Source organism: Sphingomonas chungangi (genome assembly GCF_013778325.1).
GTDB classification, from domain to species: domain Bacteria; phylum Pseudomonadota; class Alphaproteobacteria; order Sphingomonadales; family Sphingomonadaceae; genus Solisphingomonas; species Solisphingomonas chungangi.
In genome coordinates, this window is sequence record NZ_JACEIB010000026.1 from 325,572 (window position 1) to 342,534 (window position 16,963).

General features: G+C 66.0%; 18 protein-coding genes. 10 read left to right on the forward strand and 8 right to left on the reverse strand.

The genetic code is table 11. From position 1 onward, the window contains the following. Positions 1–21 precede the first annotated feature (21 nt). Genes HZF05_RS17330 through HZF05_RS17345 form a run of 4 tightly spaced genes read left to right on the forward strand, consistent with a single transcriptional unit; the run spans position 22 to position 2,757 of the window. A complete protein-coding gene (locus HZF05_RS17330) occupies positions 22–1,029 on the forward strand; it encodes a GNAT family N-acetyltransferase (protein WP_160363036.1) in 1,008 nt (335 codons plus the stop codon). 11 nt (positions 1,030–1,040) lie between these two features. Then, on the forward strand, positions 1,041–1,295 hold the full coding sequence (locus HZF05_RS17335; RefSeq protein WP_160363037.1) for an acyl carrier protein: 255 nt from the start codon (positions 1,041–1,043) through the stop codon (positions 1,293–1,295). Then, on the forward strand, positions 1,292–1,954 hold the full coding sequence (locus HZF05_RS17340) for an alpha/beta hydrolase family protein (protein WP_160363038.1): 663 nt from the start codon (positions 1,292–1,294) through the stop codon (positions 1,952–1,954). Before HZF05_RS17335 ends, HZF05_RS17340 begins: the two co-directional genes overlap by 4 nt. Continuing rightward, a complete protein-coding gene (locus HZF05_RS17345; RefSeq protein WP_160363039.1) occupies positions 1,939–2,757 on the forward strand; it encodes a hydrolase 1, exosortase A system-associated in 819 nt (272 codons plus the stop codon). The genes HZF05_RS17340 and HZF05_RS17345 overlap by 16 nt, the downstream gene beginning before the upstream one ends. On the opposite strand, the gene trxB is transcribed toward HZF05_RS17345, so the two are convergent. The 5 genes from trxB to HZF05_RS17370 all read right to left on the reverse strand — a co-directional run bounded on the left by trxB (position 2,706) and on the right by HZF05_RS17370 (position 9,762). Beyond that, entirely contained in the window at positions 2,706–3,680 is a 975-nt protein-coding gene (gene trxB / locus HZF05_RS17350; RefSeq protein WP_160363040.1) for a thioredoxin-disulfide reductase, read from the reverse strand. The two genes, HZF05_RS17345 and trxB, sit on opposite strands and share 52 nt — an antisense overlap. Positions 3,681–3,780: 100 nt before the next feature. Then, the gene (locus tag HZF05_RS17355) at positions 3,781–4,026 is read right to left on the reverse strand and encodes a hypothetical protein (protein WP_160363041.1); all 246 of its coding nucleotides are present in this window, start codon (positions 4,024–4,026) and stop codon (positions 3,781–3,783) included. Next, positions 4,026–6,734, reverse strand: a complete 2,709-nt coding sequence (gene ppdK, locus HZF05_RS17360; RefSeq protein ID WP_343046914.1) for a pyruvate, phosphate dikinase — start codon at positions 6,732–6,734, stop codon at positions 4,026–4,028. Before ppdK ends, HZF05_RS17355 begins: the two co-directional genes overlap by 1 nt. 5 nt (positions 6,735–6,739) lie before the next feature. Continuing rightward, positions 6,740–8,869 carry a glycine--tRNA ligase subunit beta gene (gene glyS, locus HZF05_RS17365; protein ID WP_160363042.1) on the reverse strand — a complete coding sequence of 710 codons (2,130 nt, stop codon included), beginning with the start codon at positions 8,867–8,869 and terminating at the stop codon, positions 6,740–6,742. Then, the gene (locus HZF05_RS17370) at positions 8,866–9,762 is read right to left on the reverse strand and encodes a glycine--tRNA ligase subunit alpha (RefSeq protein WP_160363043.1); all 897 of its coding nucleotides are present in this window, start codon (positions 9,760–9,762) and stop codon (positions 8,866–8,868) included. The genes glyS and HZF05_RS17370 overlap by 4 nt, the downstream gene beginning before the upstream one ends. An 83-nt stretch (positions 9,763–9,845) precedes the next feature. Here HZF05_RS17370 and HZF05_RS17375 point away from each other — a divergent pair, with 83 nt between their 5' ends. The 4 genes from HZF05_RS17375 to HZF05_RS17390 all read left to right on the forward strand — a co-directional run bounded on the left by HZF05_RS17375 (position 9,846) and on the right by HZF05_RS17390 (position 12,553). Next, a complete protein-coding gene (locus tag HZF05_RS17375; protein ID WP_160363044.1) occupies positions 9,846–10,757 on the forward strand; it encodes a TraB/GumN family protein in 912 nt (303 codons plus the stop codon). 113 nt (positions 10,758–10,870) lie between these two features. Further along, positions 10,871–11,503, forward strand: a complete 633-nt coding sequence (locus HZF05_RS17380) for a 50S ribosomal protein L25/general stress protein Ctc (RefSeq protein ID WP_160363045.1) — start codon at positions 10,871–10,873, stop codon at positions 11,501–11,503. A gap of 102 nt (positions 11,504–11,605) precedes the next feature. Continuing rightward, positions 11,606–12,175 (forward strand): aminoacyl-tRNA hydrolase, encoded by a 570-nt coding sequence (pth, locus tag HZF05_RS17385; protein ID WP_160363046.1) that lies wholly within the window; start codon positions 11,606–11,608, stop codon positions 12,173–12,175. Between the two features lie 69 nt (positions 12,176–12,244). Further along, positions 12,245–12,553, forward strand: a complete 309-nt coding sequence (locus HZF05_RS17390; RefSeq protein ID WP_160363047.1) for a hypothetical protein — start codon at positions 12,245–12,247, stop codon at positions 12,551–12,553. A gap of 9 nt (positions 12,554–12,562) precedes the next feature. On the opposite strand, the gene HZF05_RS17395 is transcribed toward HZF05_RS17390, so the two are convergent. Then, positions 12,563–13,321, reverse strand: coding sequence for an energy transducer TonB (locus HZF05_RS17395; protein WP_160363048.1), 759 nt, complete (start codon positions 13,319–13,321; stop codon positions 12,563–12,565). Positions 13,322–13,425: 104 nt separating this feature from the next. Between HZF05_RS17395 and ychF the strand changes: the two genes are divergently transcribed. Further along, positions 13,426–14,523, forward strand: a complete 1,098-nt coding sequence (gene ychF / locus HZF05_RS17400) for a redox-regulated ATPase YchF (protein WP_160363049.1) — start codon at positions 13,426–13,428, stop codon at positions 14,521–14,523. A gap of 108 nt (positions 14,524–14,631) precedes the next feature. Here ychF and HZF05_RS17405 read toward each other — a convergent pair whose 3' ends face one another. Continuing rightward, positions 14,632–14,877, reverse strand: a complete 246-nt coding sequence (locus HZF05_RS17405; RefSeq protein ID WP_160363050.1) for a hypothetical protein — start codon at positions 14,875–14,877, stop codon at positions 14,632–14,634. A 115-nt stretch (positions 14,878–14,992) separates the two neighbouring features. On the opposite strand from HZF05_RS17405, the gene HZF05_RS17410 reads away from it, so the two are divergent. Beyond that, positions 14,993–15,439, forward strand: coding sequence for a MaoC family dehydratase (locus tag HZF05_RS17410; RefSeq protein ID WP_160363051.1), 447 nt, complete (start codon positions 14,993–14,995; stop codon positions 15,437–15,439). A gap of 750 nt (positions 15,440–16,189) precedes the next feature. Here the strand turns inward: HZF05_RS17410 and HZF05_RS17415 are convergent. Beyond that, on the reverse strand, positions 16,190–16,729 hold the full coding sequence (locus tag HZF05_RS17415) for an adenine phosphoribosyltransferase (RefSeq protein ID WP_160363052.1): 540 nt from the start codon (positions 16,727–16,729) through the stop codon (positions 16,190–16,192). Positions 16,730–16,963 lie beyond the last annotated feature (234 nt).

Sequence of the window (16,963 nt, forward strand, 5' to 3'; positions counted from 1 at the left end):
ATTGCGCGTGGGGATAACGCGATGACCGCCTCGGTGGAATGGCTGAATGATTGGGATCGCATCGCGGCGGCAGCCGGCGATACGCTCGATCGTGCTCGCCAGCCACGCTTGTTCGACCGGCTCGACTGGTATCGCCTGATGGGCGAGCATCTCTATCCGGGCGATCCTCCCAGCGTACTTCACCTATCCGACGGGGCGTCGGCCAGTTGGCTGTTTCTGGTCGACGATGGCTCGCGGCGAGGTTTGGCTTTGTCGAAATGGTACGGGCTTTCCTGGCGGCCTGTGGTCGATGAAGGCTATCTCGATATCCTCCTGCGCTTCGCCGCCAAACGTCACGACCATCTCGTGCTTCAGCCGCTCGACGCGCGGGAGACTACTCGGCTCGAATCCGCTTTGGGGCGATCAGGCTGGCAGACGTTCTGCGATCGTGTCTCGACCAACTGGACGATCGACGTCGCCGGGAAAAGCTTCGCCGACTATTGGCGGGAACGCCCCGGCCAGCTGCGCAGCACAGCGGCCCGTCGCATGCGACGCTACCCGCTCGGCATCCGCATCCATCGCGTGTTCGACGAGGCTGCGTGGCTGGATTACGAGGCGATCTACGCCGACAGCTGGAAACCCGACGAAGGCTCGATGCCCTTCCTGCGCGCGTTGGCCGAGCAGGAGGGCGCGGCGGGCACGCTGCGGCTCGGCATCGCAAGCGACGATCAGGGCCGGGCCATCGCCGCCCAGCTCTGGCTGGTCGAGAACGGCATCGCCACGATCCACAAGCTCGCGCACCGCGAAGGCGCCAAGCATATCTCGCCCGGCACGATCCTGAGCCACGCCATGTTCCGCGCAGCGATCGACGAGGATCATGTCGAGCACATCGATTTCGGCCTCGGCAACGAGTCCTACAAGGCGGAGTGGATGGATACGGCCAACCCGATCTATCGCATCGATGCGTATCGCCCCGACAGCCTGCGTGGTCTCGCCGGGATCGGACGTGAGCGCGCGGCGCGGCTTGTCCGTCGTCTTCGAGGCCGCTAGTCGAGCAGGCGATGACGATCGACGACCAATTGCGCGCCATCCTGCGCGACGTGCTGGGGCTGAGCGCCGACCGCGCTGCCACCATCGATGCCGGAACGCCATTGTTCGGTGCGATGCCCGAACTCGATTCGATGGCGGTGGCAGGGCTTTTGACGGAGATCGAGGATCGACTCCACATCCTGATCGAGGATGACGAAGTGGGCGGCGAAATGCTGGAGACGTTCGGCAGTCTCTCCGCCTTCGTGAAGGGCAAGCGTGGCGAATGAACGGACGCGGGCCGCGCGTTCACACCTATGCGGAGGGCGAGTTCATGCTCGCTTATGGCCCACGAAACGGCCCGCAAATCCTTGTTATTCAGCCACTCTTCGAAGAATTGAATCGCTGTAGGGCAATGCTTGCCAGTGCCTGCCGCGCACTTGCCGAGCGCGGAGTCGGCGTCTGGATGCCCGATCTGCCTGGCACCGGCGAAAGCCTGCGGGCACTGGACACAATCGTATGGAAAGACTGGTTTGATGCCGTAGGTGCCGCGGGCTCCGTCGTGCGAGAGGAAACGGGATCAGAGCCCGGAATCTTGGCGATACGGGGCGGCGCCCTGCTCGATCGTCCGCTGTTTTGGCGATCGCTTCGGCTGTCTCCGACCAGCGGCCGCTCGCTGCTGAGCGACCTGCGACGCAGCGCGCTCGCCAGTGGCAGCGATCCGGCGCATCCGGCCGGCTATACGCTCTCGGCTTCGCTCGTCGAAGCGCTGGCCGGCGCCGAACCCGCACCGGAGGGCGACATTCTGACGATCCGCCTTTCCACGGACGATCGCCCGGCCGATCGTCGTATCGATGGCCAGCCACTCTGGCGCAGGCCGGAACCAGCGATCGACATCCCGACCGAGCAAGCGCTGATCAGCGAAATCCTTTCATGGGCAAGGCCATGAGATTGATTATCGGCATCCCGTGCGAAGAAGAAACGCTACTCGCGACGCTCGATGGGCCGGCGGATGCCACGATCGGATGGGTCTTCGTCATCGGTGGCAGCCAGACCCGCGTGGGCCCACACCGCCTTTACGAACGCCTGGCCATTCGGCTTGCCGAGACCGGACAGGCCGTCATCCGCTTCGATCGACGCGGCGTCGGTGACAGCAGTGGAAACGATGCCGGATATTCGGGGAGCGGCCCCGATATCGAATCAGCTCTGCATGCACTTAATATCCATTTTCCCAATATATCTGATATATTTGGCTTTGGACTCTGCGACGGTGCATCAGCCATCGCACTCGTCGCTCCGAAGCTATCGGGCGCGGTACTGGCCAATCCCTGGGTGGTGGAACCCATGGACGATCTGCCGCCAGCTGCAGCGATCCGGGGTCATTATGCCCGGCGTCTGCTCGACCTACGCGCGTGGCGGCGTCTGTTCGGCGGCGGCGTGAACCTGCGACGGCTGGCGCGAGGCATCCTACGTTCGGGCGGCCCGATGAACGACAGCCTCGCCCGTCGATTCGCCGAACGAGCGCCGGGAAACAGTCGTATCGTGCTCGCCGATGGTGATGGCACGGCGCAGGCATTCTCCGCCGCTTGGAAGAGCCTCAAGAACGAGCGACCGCCGATGGAAATCGTCTCGATCCCAACCGCCAGCCACAGCTTCGCCGATCCGCCCGCTTCAGAGGCGCTGGCGAAAGCGTTGCTCGATTACTCGGCGGCGACCGCTTCCTCGGCCTCGAAGTCCGCCTCGGCGAGATAGCGCTCGGCATCGAGCGCGGCCATGCAGCCGGTGCCGGCCGCCGTGATCGCCTGGCGGTAGATCTTGTCCATCACGTCGCCGCAGGCGAAAACGCCTGGCACCGAGGTGCGCGTCGTGCCCGGCTCCACCTCGATATAATGATCGGCGTCGAGCTCCAGATGGCCTTGGAACAGCTCGGTCGCCGGGTGGTGGCCGATCGCGACGAAGCCGCCATGCACGTCGAGCCGGCTGCTCTCGCCCGTCCGCGTGTCCTTGAGGTTGAGCGCGACGAGGCCTTCATTGCCCTCGCCGCCGACGAACTCCTCCACCTCGGTGTTCCACAGCACCTTGACGCCGTGATGCTTGAACAGCCGCTCCTGCAGGATCTTCTCGGCGCGCAGCGTATCGCGGCGGTGAATCAGCGTGACGTCATGGCTGTGGTTGGTGAGGTAGAGCGCCTCCTCCACCGCGGTGTTGCCGCCGCCGATCACCGCCACCTTCTTGCCGCGGAAGAAGAAGCCGTCGCAGGTTGCGCAGGCGGAGACGCCCTGCCCGCGCAGCTTCTGCTCGCTGTCGAGGCCCAGCCACTTGGCCTGCGCGCCGGTCGCGATCACCAGTGTATCGCCGAGATAGACATGGCCGCCGTCGCCGACGAGGCGGAACGGGCGCTGCGAGAGATCGACCTCGACGATCGTGTCCCACATCATCTGCGCGCCGACATGCTCGGCCTGCGCCTGCATCTCCTCCATCAGCCAGGGACCTTGGATGACCTCGCGGAAGCCGGGATAATTTTCGACGTCGGTGGTGGTGGTGAGCTGCCCGCCCGGCTGGATGCCCTGCACGACGATCGGCGCCATGCCCGCGCGCGCGCCATAAATGGCGGCGGACAGGCCGGCGGGGCCGGAGCCGAGGATGAGCATGCGGGTGGAGTGCGTGGCGGTCATGGCAAGCCTTCGTGTCGGAATCAAACGCTCAAATAGGGTTCCGACACCCCTTCACGCAACCGCGGGATTTCCGTTCACCGATATCGATCGCGCGATGCGATCAGCCGTGCGGTTTTGGCTCCGGAGGCAACGGAAGCTGGGCCGGCGTGCCGGGCGCCGGCGCCGGATCTTCGGCCGAACCGGCGTCGGCAGGTGGCACCGCCAGCGGCTCCGGCCCATTCTTCTGGCGCGCCGCAGCACCCACCGGCTGGGCCGGCTTGTCGTCGGCGGGTGCCAATTGAACCTTCGGCGCGGGCGCCGCCGCGATCAGCAACCCGCCCGCAACGAGACCCAATACGACACGCATCACTTCTTCGCCCTCAGCGCCGCCTGTGCCGCTGCCAGCCTGGCGATCGGCACGCGATAGGGCGAGGCGGAGACGTAATCGAGGCCGGTCTGCTCGCAGAAGGCGATCGAGGCCGGGTCGCCGCCATGCTCGCCGCAGATGCCGAGCTTGATGTTCGGGCGGGTCCTGCGGCCGCGCTCGGCGGCGATCTCGATCAGTTCGCCGACGCCCTCGACATCGAGGCTGACGAACGGATCCTTCGCGTAGATGCCCTTCTCGACATAGACGCCCAGGAACCGCGCCGCATCGTCGCGCGAGACGCCGAGTGTGGTCTGCGTCAGGTCGTTGGTGCCGAACGAGAAGAACTCGCCCACCTCGGCGATCTCACCCGCCTTCAGCGCCGCGCGCGGCAACTCGATCATCGTGCCGACGAGATAATCCAGCGTGCGGCCCTTCTCCTCGAACACCGCCTTGGCGGCGGCATCGACGACGGCCTTCATCAGCTCCAGCTCGCGCCGGGTGGCGACGAGCGGGATCATGACCTCGGGGATCGGCGCCTCGCCGGTCTTCTCCGCGACCTCCACGGCCGCCTCGAAGATTGCGCGCGCCTGCATCTCGTAGATTTCGGGATAGGTGACGCCAAGACGGCAGCCGCGATGGCCGAGCATCGGGTTGAACTCGTGCAGCTCGGAGGCGCGTTGCCTGAGCGCCTCCACCGTCAGCCCCGTCGCGTTGGCGACCTCCTGGAATTCGGCCTCCTCGTGCGGCAGGAACTCGTGCAGCGGCGGATCGAGCAGGCGGATGGTGACAGGAAGCCCGGCCATGATCTCGAAGATCGCGGCAAAGTCGGCGCGCTGCTCGGGCAGCAGCTTGTCGAGCGCGGCGCGGCGGCCGGCTTCCTTCTCGGCGAGGATCATCTGGCGCACCGCCGTGATCCGCCCCGCCTCGAAGAACATATGCTCGGTGCGGCAGAGGCCCACGCCCTCGGCGCCGAAGTCACGCGCCGTCTTGCAGTCGAGCGGGGTCTCGGCATTGGCGCGCACCTTCAGGCGGCGGCCTTCGTCGGCCCACACCATCAGCGTGCCGAAATCGCCGGCCAGTTCGGGCTGCACCGTCGCCACCTCGCCGGCCATCACCTCGCCGGTGGAGCCGTCGATGGTAATGACGTCGCCTTCCTTGAACTCGCGTCCCGAAACCCGCAGCGTCTTGCCCTTGGCGTCGATCGCGAGCGTGCCCGCGCCGGAGACGCAGGGGCGGCCCATGCCGCGCGCCACCACGGCGGCGTGGCTGGTCATGCCGCCACGCGCCGTCAGGATGCCGCGCGCCGCGTGCATGCCGTGGATGTCCTCGGGCGAAGTCTCGATGCGCACCAGGATCACGCTGTCGCCACGCTCGGCGCGCTGCTCGGCGGTCTCCGCGTCGAACACGACGATGCCGCTGGCCGCGCCCGGCGATGCCGGCAGCCCCTTGGCGATCACGTCGCGCGGCGCGTCGGGATCGAGCGTCGGGTGGAGCAACTGGTCGAGCGCCAGCGGATCGACCCGCAGGATCGCCTCCGTCTGGTCGATCAGCCCTTCATTGGCCATGTCCACCGCGATCTTGAGCGCGGCCTTCGCCGTACGCTTGCCGGAGCGCGTCTGGAGCATCCAGAGCTTGCCCTCCTGCACGGTGAACTCGATGTCCTGCATGTCGCGATAATGCGTCTCCAGCAGGTCGAACACCTTGGCGAGCTGCGCATAGACCTCGGGCATCGCCTCTTCCATCGAGGCGGCCTTGGCGCCCGCCTCCTCGCGCGCGGCCTTCGTCAGATATTGCGGCGTGCGGATGCCCGCCACCACGTCCTCGCCCTGCGCGTTGATCAGGAACTCGCCATAATAGGCGCGGTCACCCTTCGAGGGATCGCGGGTGAAGGCCACGCCCGTCGCCGAGGTGTCGCCCATGTTGCCGAACACCATCGCCTGCACGTTGACGGCGGTGCCCCAGCTCGCCGGGATATCGTTCAGCCGGCGATAGACCTTGGCGCGCTCGGACTGCCAGGAGCCGAACACCGCGCCCACCGCGCCCCACAATTGCTCGTGTACGTCCTGCGGGAAGGGCTTGCCCCATTGCTGCTCGACGAGGCCCTTGTAGGTCGTCACCAGCGCCTTCAGGTCGTCCGCCGACAGCTCGGTGTCGAGCGAGTAGCCGTGATCCTCCTTGGCGATCTCCAGCGCTTCCTCGAAGCTACCGTGATCGAGTTCCAGCACCACGTCCGAATACATCTGGATGAAGCGGCGATAGCTGTCCCACGCGAAACGCGCGTCGCCCGACCCTTCGGCCAGCCCCTCGACCGTCTGGTCGTTGAGGCCGAGGTTCAGCACCGTGTCCATCATGCCCGGCATCGAGGCTCGCGCGCCCGAGCGGACCGAGACGAGCAGCGGATTGGCCGCATCGCCGAAGACCTTGGCGGTGATGCCCTCGATATGGGCGATGCCGTCCGCCACCTCGGCCTTCAGGCTGTCGGGGAAGACGGCGCCGTCCTCATAATAGCGGGTGCACATCTCGGTGGAGATGGTGAAGCCCGGCGGCACCGGCAGGCCGATCGAGGCCATCTCGGCGAGATTGGCGCCCTTGCCGCCGAGCAGATTGCGATCGCCCGCGCCGCCGTCCGACACGCCGCCGCCGAAGCGATAGACGTAGCGCTCCGCCCCCGTCTTGGAATCGTTCTGCGCGGAGAGGATAGTGGCCACGAATCTTATCCCTCTATCTTCGAGAAATCGGCGATCTTGTGCATTGCAGCACGCAATTTTTCAAGTAGAGCAAGCCGAGTGGTGCGCTTCGCCTGTTCTTCCGAATTGACGATGACGTCATCGAAGAAGCGATCGATCGCCGGGCGAATGACTGACAACGCCGTCATCGCACCCGCGAAATCTTCCGTCTCGATTGCGGCTTCCGCGATCGGCAATTGCGCGTCGAGCACCTCGGCCAGCTTCGCTTCCGCAGCATCGGGGGTATAGGCGAAACCGGCGAAGGGCTGCGCCTCGGTGCCCTTCTTCGCCTCGGCGCGCAGGATGTTGGCGGCGCGGCGATAGCCGGCGAGGAGATTGGCCCCCTCCTCCGTCTCGACGAACGCCTGCAGCGCCTTCACCCGGGCGAGCAGTCGGACGAGATCGTCCTCCCCGCCGAGCGCGAACACCGCGTCGATCAGGTCGTGGCGGACACCCGCCTCGCGCTGCTGCACCTTGAGGCGGTCGGCGAAGAAGGCTGGTAGCGAGGCGAAAGTCGCTTTCATCGCCTTATTATGTGCGTCGAATTGATCGTCCGGCATTTCTGGTGAGCAACGCAGGTCCGTTAGCCCCCGCAAACCCCGACTGATCCACTCCGATAGATCCAATCGCAGATCGTTGCGGGTGACAAGTTCAAGAACGCCAAGGGCAGCGCGGCGAAGTGCGAACGGATCCTTCGATCCCGTCGGCGGCATGTCGGCGTAAAAAAATGCGATCAAAGTATCCAGCTTGTCCGCCAAGCTCACCGCAACCGTCACCGGTGCGGTGGGGACGTCGTCGCCCTGGCCGACCGGCTTGTAGTGATCGCGGATGGCGTCGGCGACGGCATCGCGCAGGCCCTCGGCCCGCGCATAATAGCCGCCCATCACGCCCTGCAGCTCGGGGAACTCGCCGACCATGCCGGTGACGAGGTCCGCCTTGGCGAGCCGCGCGGCTTGCTCGGCCTCGTCGGTGCTGGCGCCCTTGACGATCCCCTCCTCCACCAGCCAGCGCGCCAGCTTCGCGACGCGCTCCACCTTGTCGGCGACGGTGCCGAGCTTTTCGTGGAAGACGATCTGGTCGAGCTTCTTCGCTTGGCTCTCGAGCGGAACCTTGAGGTCCTGCTCCCAGAAGAAGCGCGCATCGGACAGCCGCGCGGCGAGCACCTTGGCGTTGCCCTCGACGATCTTCACGCCGCCGTCCGTCGCGACGATGTTGCCGGTGCAGACGAAGGCCGGAGCCAGTGCGCCCGCGCCATCGGTGCAAGCAAAATATTTCTGATTGGTCCGCATGGTGAGCTGGATCACCTCGCGCGGCACCTCGAGGAACGCCGGATCGAAATGGCCGAGCAGCGGCACCGGCCATTCGGTGAGGCCCGCATTCTCGGCGACCAGCCCCTCGTCGGGCACTAGCGCGAGGCCCTCGGCGGCAGCGGCAGCCTCGGCGCCCTCGCGGACGATGCGGCGGCGCTCCTCGCTGTCGACGATGACGTGGCAGGCGCGCAGCTTGCACGCATAGTCCGCCGCCGAACCGATCGTCACGACGTCCGGATGGTGGAAGCGATGGCCGACCGTGGTCGCGCCCGAGGCGACGCCGGCGATTGCGAACGGCACCACGTCCTCGCCGAACAGGGCGACGATGCCCTGCAGCGGGCGCACCCAGCGCAGGCTCTCGGTGGAGAGCGAGGCCTCGCCCCAGCGCATCGACTTGGGCCAGGGGAAGGCGCGCACGATCGCGGGGATCGCCTCGGCCAGCACCTCGGCGGTCGGACGGCCGGGCTTCTCGATGACCGCGAACAGCACCTTGTTGCCCTTGGCATCCTCGCGCTCGACCAGTTGGTCGCGGGTCAGCCCGGTCTTGCCGAGGAAGCCGGCGAGCGCCTGCTCCGGCGCATCGGCGCGCGGGCCTTTCAGCTCCTCCGAGACGGCCTCGGTGGCGGCGGGCAGGCCCCTAGCGATCAGCGCGAGGCGGCGCGGCGTGACGAAGCTCTCGATGGCGTCCGCCTTGAGGCCGCTCTTCGCCAGCTCCGCCTCGAACAGACGCGCGAGATCGGCCGACGCCTTCTCCTGCATCCGCGCCGGGATTTCCTCGGAGAGCAGTTCGAGCAGGAAATCGGTCATGCCGCCCATCCCGGAAAGCGCGCTTCCCATTCGGGCGCGTTCTTCTCCATCCAGCTCGCGCAAGCGCCCTTCGCCAGATCGCGGACACGGCCGATATAGGCTTGGCGCTCGGCGACCGAGATCACGCCGCGCGCCTGCAGCAGGTTGAAGGTGTGGCTCGCCTTGATCGCCTGCTCGTAGGCTGGCAGCGGCAACTTCCTGTCGAGGCACACCTGGCATTCGGCAGTCGCCTTGCGGAAGGTGTCGAACAGCGCTTCAGTGTTCGCGACCTCGAAATTGTAGGCGCTCTGCTCGCGCTCGTTTTCCAGGAAGACGTCGCCGTAGGTCACGCCCTCGTCGTTGAAGCGCAGATCGTACACCCGGTCCACGCCCTGAATATACATGGCGAGGCGCTCCAGCCCGTAGGTCAGCTCGCCCAGCACCGGCTTGCAGTCATAGCCGCCGACCTGCTGGAAATAGGTGAACTGGGTCACCTCCATGCCGTCGCACCAGACCTCCCAGCCCAGCCCCCACGCGCCGAGCGTCGGGCTTTCCCAATCGTCCTCGACGAAGCGGATGTCGTGCTTCGTGAAATCGATGCCGATCGCCTTCAGCGAGCCGAGATACAGCTCCTGCAGGTTCGGCGGCGAGGGCTTCAGCACCACCTGATACTGGTAATAATGCTGGAGGCGGTTCGGATTCTCGCCGTAGCGGCCGTCGGTCGGGCGGCGCGAGGGCTGGACGTAGGCGGCCTTCCACGGCGTCGGCCCGAGCGCGCGCAGCGTGGTCGCGGGGTGGAAGGTGCCCGCCCCCATCTCCATGTCATAGGGCTGGAGGATCAGGCAGCCCCGGTCGCTCCAATAGTCATGGAGAGTCAGGATCAGCCGCTGGAAGCTCATGGGCTCTGTGGACATGGGTGCCGCCTCTGGCGTGTCGGTACGCGTGGGTCAAGCAAAGGGCGCTTGTGCGCGCCCAAGCCGGGTGTAAGGCGGACGATATGAAGCTGACTCGCTGGCGCACGATAGCCGCCGCTTTCCTCGCCCTGCTCCAGCCTGCCTTGCCCTCCGCGCTGCTGGCCCGCCAGCATGTCGCGAAGCCGCAGGCGCATCCCGCGGTGTGGCGCGTGCAGAAGGGCAATTCGACCGTCTATCTGTTCGGCACGATCCATGCGCTGCCGCCGAATTTCGAGTGGGAGACGCCGGAGGTGCGAAAGGTGGTCGGCAGCGCCGACAAGCTCGTGCTTGAGGCGGTGATCGATCAGGATCCGACCAAGTCTGCCGCCGCCTTGTTCAAGATCGGCATGGCACCGGGCGAAATCGCCCCGCTCGCCGAGCGGATCGATCCCAAATATCGGACGGCGCTGACCGATCTGGAGAAGAAGTCCGCCGTTCCTGCAGCGACACTCGACAAGATGAAGACGTGGGCGGCGGGCATGGTGCTATTCGGCGCGACCGTGCAGACGCTCGGCGTCAACTCGGCGGACGGCGTGGAGGAGCGGCTGAAGGCCGAGTTCCGTGCCGCCAACAAGCCCATCGAAGGGCTGGAGACGCTGGAGCAGCAGCTCGGCTTCTTCGACACCATGGCCGAGCCGCAGCAGCGCGAGTTCCTGGAGGGCGTGGTCGATCAGCAGGCCGACGACGTCGCCGATTTCGGCAAGATGCTGGGCGCCTGGGCGCATGGCGACGAGAAGGGCATCGCCCGGAGCTTCGACAAGGACATGAAGAAGTCGGACGCGCTGCGGACCGTCCTGATCGCGCGGCGAAACGCGCATTGGGCGGACGCGATCGTGGCGCGGCTCAACCAGCCCGGCACGCAGCTGGTGGCGGTGGGCGCCGGGCATCTCGTCGGCCAGGATTCGGTGCAAGCGATGCTGGCGAAGCTGGGCTATCAGGCGGTGCGGATCGAATAGCCACGCAGCGCTTGCCGAATCCCGCAATCTCCCCTATGCGCGCCCGCTTGCCGTGCAGGGTCATCCCTGGAGGCCTGTTCGGCATGTCACACTGTTATATTGGAGATTGAGCGATGAGCGATCAGCTGACGCTGTCCGCCGAAACGCGCGATCGGGCTGGCAAGGGAGCCTCCCGTCATCTGCGCCGTGAAGGCCGCGTCCCCGCCGTGATCTACGGCGACAAGAAGGATCCGATCGGGATCAGCGTCAACGAGCGCGAGCTCGCCAAGATGCTGGGTACCGGCCACTTCATGAACTCGATCGTGATGATCGAGGGTGCCGACAAGGCCGCGATCCGCACGCTGCCGAAGGACGTGCAGTTCCACCCCGTCACCGATCGCCCGCTCCATGTCGACTTCTTCCGCGTCGGCGAGCATTCGACCATCCATGTCAACGTGCCGCTCGTCTTCGTCGACGAGGAGGCCTCGCCGGGGCTGAAGCGCGGCGGCGTGCTCTCGATCGTCCGTCATGACGTCGAGCTGATCGTCGATGCCGCCGAGATTCCCGACCAGATCACCGTCAGCCTCAAGGGCTTCGACGTGGGCGAGTCCATCCACATCTCGGCCGTGACGCTCCCCAAGGGCGCCAAGGCCGCGATCGACGATCGCGACTTCACCGTCGCCACGATCACCGCTCCGTCGGCGCTGAAGTCGGCCGAGGGCGCTTCCGAGGCCGAAGCGGAAGCCGAGGGCGGCGAGGAAGCTTAAGCGACCTCCGTCCAGCCTGAGCGAAGTCGAAGGCCACGCGATGCTGTGGCTGCACTTCGACTTCGCTCAGTGCGAACGGATACTGGAACCGGGAACCGGCTGATGCAGATCTGGGCGGGCCTCGGCAATCCTGGTGCGCAATATGCGATGCACCGGCACAATGTCGGCTTCATGGCGGCGGACGCCATCGCCGAAACCTACGATCTTTCTCCGGAGAAGAAGGCCTTCCACGGCTGGGTGCGCGAGGGTCGCGTGGGATCGGAGAAGATTCTGCTGCTGAAGCCCGGCACCTTTATGAACGAGAGCGGCCGCGCGATCGGCGAGGCGATGCGCTTCTATAAGCTCGATGTCGGCGACGTGACGGTTTTCCACGACGAGCTGGATCTGGCCGCGTTCAAGGTGAAGGTGAAAACCGGCGGCGGCACCGCCGGTCATAACGGCCTTCGATCGACAGAGGCGCATATCGGAAACGCCTTTCGCCGCGTGCGCCTGGGCATCGGCCATCCCGGGCACAAGGATCGGGTCACCGGTCATGTCCTTGGAAACTACGCGAAATCTGAGATGGACGATCTTGCCGACATGCTCGGCGCGATCGCGGCCGAGGCTCCCCGCCTCGCGAGCGGTGACGATGTCCGCTTCATGAACGAAGTTTCGTTACGCCTGCAAAACTGAATGGCGGTTCAGAGAGAAACCGTTATGGCTGTTCTTCGTTGATCCGGCGCAACGAAGGAGAGTTCCGTCATGAAGCGTAAGTTCATCCTGGCCGCTATGGCCGCTGTCGTCGCCACCCCGGTCGCGATGCCGGCCCCGGCGCTCGCCCGCCATCATCACGATGACTATTATGGTCGCGACGGCCGCTATCGCTATCACTGCAAGCGTTCGAGCGGCACCACGGGCCTGATCGCCGGCGGCGCGGGCGGCGCGCTGGTCGGCAACGCGCTGGGCGGCGGTACGCTCGGCACGGTGGCCGGCGGCGTCGGCGGCGCCCTGCTCGGCCGCCACCTCGACAAGAAGCACGACGCCGCGCAGAACCGCCGCAACGGCTGCTGAGCGGGTTAGCTAGGGTCCGGACCGCGAGGATTCATCGGAATCCTCGCGGTCCATCTGCCATCCGACACTGTCTATAATCTGGGTCCGAAACGGCGTTCCGTCCTGATCCTTCGCCGGCTTATAGCGGAAATGCTGCTGGATCGCGACGCATGTCGCTGAGTCGAGCGCTGCATTGCCGCTCGTTCCCGTCACCTGGCACGTCCCGATATGCCCGTCGGTTTCGACGCTGTAACGGACATGGACGATCCGCATGGTCGCATCGATCATGTGGCGGACGTCCGGTGGCAGCCACGATATCTTCATGCGGTCTTGGATCGCGCGAGGCGGCGTATCCCCGCCGTCGCCGTCGCCCCCTCCGCCATAGCCGCTGCCCTCGCCGCCAGCGCCCTGGCCGGGGCCGGCACGATCAGACGCGCCGGTTTCCGAGGCCATCCCGACGTTCGGCTTGGGTGCGGCGTTGACCGGCGGCGGGACCGGCGCGGGCAGCGGCGGCGGGGCGACGATGGGCGTCGCCTTGTTCTTGAGATTCGGGGGCGACGGTTTGCCCTTCGCCCGGTCCGTCATCGGGCGGACGATCTTCACCTCGGGCTTCGGCTTGGGCGGCGGCGGTGCCATAATGTCGATCATCCGCAACGCCCGCTGCACGCGCACGAACGGCGAGACCTTCAGCCCGGAGACCAGGCCATAGCCCACCAGTGCGACGATCAGTGCCGAGCCGCCGGCCGACCAGGCCCGCTCCTTGACCGGTGTCTCCGTGACGAAGCTCATGAAGTGCCAACGCCCCATGCGGCTGGCATATCCATCGCACACTCGCTATCTGGCCGGCACGATATGGGCACCCCGCCCTCCTCACGCAAAGGCACGAGCATAATATGGGTTTCCGCTGCGGCATCGTCGGCCTGCCCAACGTCGGCAAGTCGACCCTCTTCAACGCGCTGACCGAGACGGCCGCCGCGCAGGCCGCCAACTACCCCTTCTGCACGATCGAACCAAACGTCGGCAACGTCGCGGTCCCCGATCCACGCGCCGACAATCTCGCAGAAATCGCGCATTCCGCCAAGATCATCGAGACGCAGTTGGGCTTCGTCGACATCGCCGGGCTGGTGCGCGGCGCGTCCAAGGGCGAGGGCCTCGGCAACCAGTTCCTCGCCAACATCCGCGAGGTGGACGCGATCATCCACGTGCTGCGCTGCTTCGAGGGCGAGGTGACGCACGTCGAGGGCAAGGTCGATCCTATCGCCGATGCCGAGACGGTGGAGACCGAGCTGATGCTCGCCGATCTCGACAGCCTCGAGCGGCGCGTGCCGAACCTGCTCAAGAAGGGCGCGCAGGGCGACAAGGAGTCCAAGGCGCAGGCCGCCGTGCTGGCGCCGGTGCTGGACCTGCTGCGCGACGGCAAGCCCGCCCGCCTCGGCCGACCGTCCGATCCGGAAGAGGCCGCGATCTTCGATCAGGCGCAACTGCTGACCGGCAAGCCCGTCCTCTACGTCTGCAACGTCGACGAGGGCGCAGCGGCCGACGGCAATGCGCTGTCCGCCCGCGTGTTCGAGAAAGCCAAGGCCGAGGGTGCGCAGGCGGTGGTCGTCTCCGCCGCGATCGAGGCCGAGATCGCCACCATGGCGCCCGAGGATCGCGGCGAGTTCCTGTCCGACCTTGGCCTTACCGAGACCGGCCTCGCCCGCGTGATCCGGGCGGGTTACGCGCTGCTCGACCTCATCACCTTCTTCACCTGCGGCCCGAAGGAAACCCGCGCCTGGACGCTCGCCAAGGGCAGCAAGGCTCCGCAGGCGGCGGGCGTGATCCACTCGGACTTCGAGCGCGGCTTCATCCGCGCCGAGACGATCGCCTATGACGATTATGTCGCCTGCAACGGCGAGACCGGCGCGCGCGACGCGGGCAAACTGCGATCGGAAGGCAAGGATTATGTCGTCCACGACGGCGACGTGATGCTGTTCCGCTTCAACGTCTGAAAACAGCGCCTAAAATATCCCGTTCGTCCTGAGCGAAGTCGAAGGACGTGCTGCAAGCAACATCGCCTGCGGCACGCACTTCGACAGGCTCAGTGCGAACGGGTTAGGTTACTTCGAGTTCGAATCCACCGCGTCGCCCACCTTGTCCGCCGTGTGGCTGACGCTGGTGGCGGCGCCGGTGATCGCCTTGTCCTTGGCGGTCTGCGCAGGCGCCACGGTGAACAGGTACCAGGCGCCGACGATCACCGCCGCCAGCAGCACGATGGCGAGGATGATCGTCCCGCCGCCGCCGCGCTTCTCGATGATGGTGGTGTGGGTGCCAGGCTCGGCATCCGTGGTGCGATAGTCGGTCATATTCATACTCCCTCGTCCGGCCCCGTAGCGGCGCATCAACCTGCGGCGGACGACGCTTGTTCCGGATTGGGTAGTCCGTTGCGATCTGCTACGCAGTCGCCAAAGGAGATGCAGGATGCCCTATCTGGAGGATTTCGAGGTCGGCCAGACCCACCGTTTCGGCCGCTACGAGGTAACCCGCGACGAAGTGCTGGACTTCGCCCGCCGCTGGGATCCGCAACCCTTCCATCTCTCCGACGAGGCAGCCGCGAAGACCCATTTCGGCTCGCTCTCGGCGAGCGGGTGGCACACCGCCGCGATGACGATGGCGATGACGGTGGCCGAGGCGGACACCCGCGAGGGCGGCACGCTGGGCGCGGTGGGCATCGACGCCTTGCGCTGGCTGAAGCCGGTGAAGCCCGGCGACGTGCTGCGCGTGGAGAGCGAAGTGCTGGAGGTTCGTCGATCCGAAAAGCGCCCTGCAATGGGGTCGGTCCGCAGCCGCACCACCGTGTTCAACCAGCAGGACGAGCCGGTGATGCGCTTCGAGCCGATCGTGCTGTACCGGCGGCGAGCGGGCTGATCGGCCGCTCCGGCGAAGTTGACAAAGTTGACGGGTTGATGGGCAAAAAAAAGACCTTTTGGGTGTTCGAGCCGACGCTGAGAAAGAGTAGCCGCCCGAAGGCGAGTCGGGCAAAGCGTGACAGACGAAATCCTACATTGAAAGGGTCTTTCCCCTCCCTTTCAGGGAGCGGTATAGGGATAGCCCAGCAAATTACATTTAGCGACTACACCCGGCCTCGATGTGGTGAGGGGGAGCAACCGACTCGAAATGCGGACGGCCGGCAATCGCCCCAGTTGTAGCCGTGGAGCGTTCTGTGGCACGCTCCTGAAAGCGGACGAGGAGATCGGCTTGTTTGGGCTTCTCACTATGGCGGCGGCAAGCGCCGTTCAGCCTATGACCTTCAAAGAGGTTCGCAGCCAAACCAAAATATGCGGGCTCATCTTCAACGTTGATGGACCCGGCCCAGCGGGAGATGGCGTCTTTCTCGACAAAGACATGCTCGGCTTGACCCTTAGTAGCACTCGCCCGAAGGATGGCATGGTGTGCATGGCTCGTTGGGCGAAGCAGCGCGGACTGCTCGTGCGATGGAAAGCCTTCTAACGGCCGTTATCCTGCCAAGCCGCGACGAAACCCGCCTGTCGCCAAACCAACCATTCCCGTAATTGCGAGCGCAGCGAAGCAATCCATGCGATAGCCTTTGGATCGCCACGGCGCGTTCCGCGCCTCGCGATGACGGTGGAGGTGCGACGGCCCGCAAGGTCCGCCCCCTCAATCCCCCTCGAAGCTCACCAGCGTCGTCACCGGCACGCCCTCGGCCCGCAGCTTCTCCGCGCCACCCAGATCCGGCAGGTCGATGACGAAGCTCGCGCCGACCACCTCGGCGCCCGCCTGTCGCAGCAGCCGCACCGCCGCGAGCGCGGTGCCGCCGGTGGCGATGAGGTCGTCGACCAGCAGCACCTTCTGGCCGGGCACGCAGGCATCCTCGTGCATCACCACGCGGTCGGTGCCGTATTCCAGCGCATAGTCGACGCCGATCGTGGCGCCGGGCAGCTTGCCGTCCTTGCGGATCAGGACGAGGCCCTTGCCCACATGCGTCGCCATCGCCGAGGAGAAGATGAAGCCCCGCGCCTCGATGCCGGCGATCAGGTCGATGTCCGTGGGCGCAGACGCCGCGAGGCGCTCGATCGAGGCGTGGAAGCCCCTGGCGTCGAGCAGCAAAGTGGTGATGTCGCGAAACTGGATGCCCGGCTTGGGGAAGTCCGGGATCGTGCGGATCAGGGCGGCAAGATCGGGGTTGGCGGTGGTCATGCTGCGTTGCATCGCAGGGAGTGGTGCGGAAGGGAAGCGGCTTTCGTGTCCCCAACCCCGTTCGCCCTGAGGAGGGGCTGAGCGAAGCGTAAGCGCAGTCGAAGGCCCGCCTCGAAGGGTATGCGGCGCATATGCTTCGAGACGCCACTTCGACAAGCTCAGTGGCTCCTCAGCACGAACGGCTTTTCGGAAAACCTTTTGCAAAGAAAAAGGCCGGCCACCTTGCGGCAGCCG

What these genes read in the sequence shown, in the direction of transcription:
- HZF05_RS17395 (WP_160363048.1), bottom strand. Translation starts at nt 13,321, where the DNA reads ATGAGCTTCGTCACGGAGACACCGGTCAAGGAGCGGGCCTGGTCGGCC.
- pth (WP_160363046.1), top strand. Translation starts at nt 11,606, where the DNA reads ATGCAGATCTGGGCGGGCCTCGGCAATCCTGGTGCGCAATATGCGATG.
- HZF05_RS17405 (WP_160363050.1), bottom strand. Translation starts at nt 14,877, where the DNA reads ATGACCGACTATCGCACCACGGATGCCGAGCCTGGCACCCACACCACC.
- HZF05_RS17345 (WP_160363039.1), top strand. Translation starts at nt 1,939, where the DNA reads ATGGGCAAGGCCATGAGATTGATTATCGGCATCCCGTGCGAAGAAGAA.
- HZF05_RS17370 (WP_160363043.1), bottom strand. Translation starts at nt 9,762, where the DNA reads ATGTCCACAGAGCCCATGAGCTTCCAGCGGCTGATCCTGACTCTCCAT.
- HZF05_RS17390 (WP_160363047.1), top strand. Translation starts at nt 12,245, where the DNA reads ATGAAGCGTAAGTTCATCCTGGCCGCTATGGCCGCTGTCGTCGCCACC.
- trxB (WP_160363040.1), bottom strand. Translation starts at nt 3,680, where the DNA reads ATGACCGCCACGCACTCCACCCGCATGCTCATCCTCGGCTCCGGCCCC.
- HZF05_RS17340 (WP_160363038.1), top strand. Translation starts at nt 1,292, where the DNA reads ATGAACGGACGCGGGCCGCGCGTTCACACCTATGCGGAGGGCGAGTTC.
- HZF05_RS17355 (WP_160363041.1), bottom strand. Translation starts at nt 4,026, where the DNA reads ATGCGTGTCGTATTGGGTCTCGTTGCGGGCGGGTTGCTGATCGCGGCG.
- HZF05_RS17380 (WP_160363045.1), top strand. Translation starts at nt 10,871, where the DNA reads ATGAGCGATCAGCTGACGCTGTCCGCCGAAACGCGCGATCGGGCTGGC.
- ychF (WP_160363049.1), top strand. Translation starts at nt 13,426, where the DNA reads ATGGGTTTCCGCTGCGGCATCGTCGGCCTGCCCAACGTCGGCAAGTCG.
- HZF05_RS17410 (WP_160363051.1), top strand. Translation starts at nt 14,993, where the DNA reads ATGCCCTATCTGGAGGATTTCGAGGTCGGCCAGACCCACCGTTTCGGC.
- glyS (WP_160363042.1), bottom strand. Translation starts at nt 8,869, where the DNA reads ATGACCGATTTCCTGCTCGAACTGCTCTCCGAGGAAATCCCGGCGCGG.
- HZF05_RS17415 (WP_160363052.1), bottom strand. Translation starts at nt 16,729, where the DNA reads ATGACCACCGCCAACCCCGATCTTGCCGCCCTGATCCGCACGATCCCG.
- HZF05_RS17335 (WP_160363037.1), top strand. Translation starts at nt 1,041, where the DNA reads ATGACGATCGACGACCAATTGCGCGCCATCCTGCGCGACGTGCTGGGG.
- HZF05_RS17375 (WP_160363044.1), top strand. Translation starts at nt 9,846, where the DNA reads ATGAAGCTGACTCGCTGGCGCACGATAGCCGCCGCTTTCCTCGCCCTG.
- HZF05_RS17330 (WP_160363036.1), top strand. Translation starts at nt 22, where the DNA reads ATGACCGCCTCGGTGGAATGGCTGAATGATTGGGATCGCATCGCGGCG.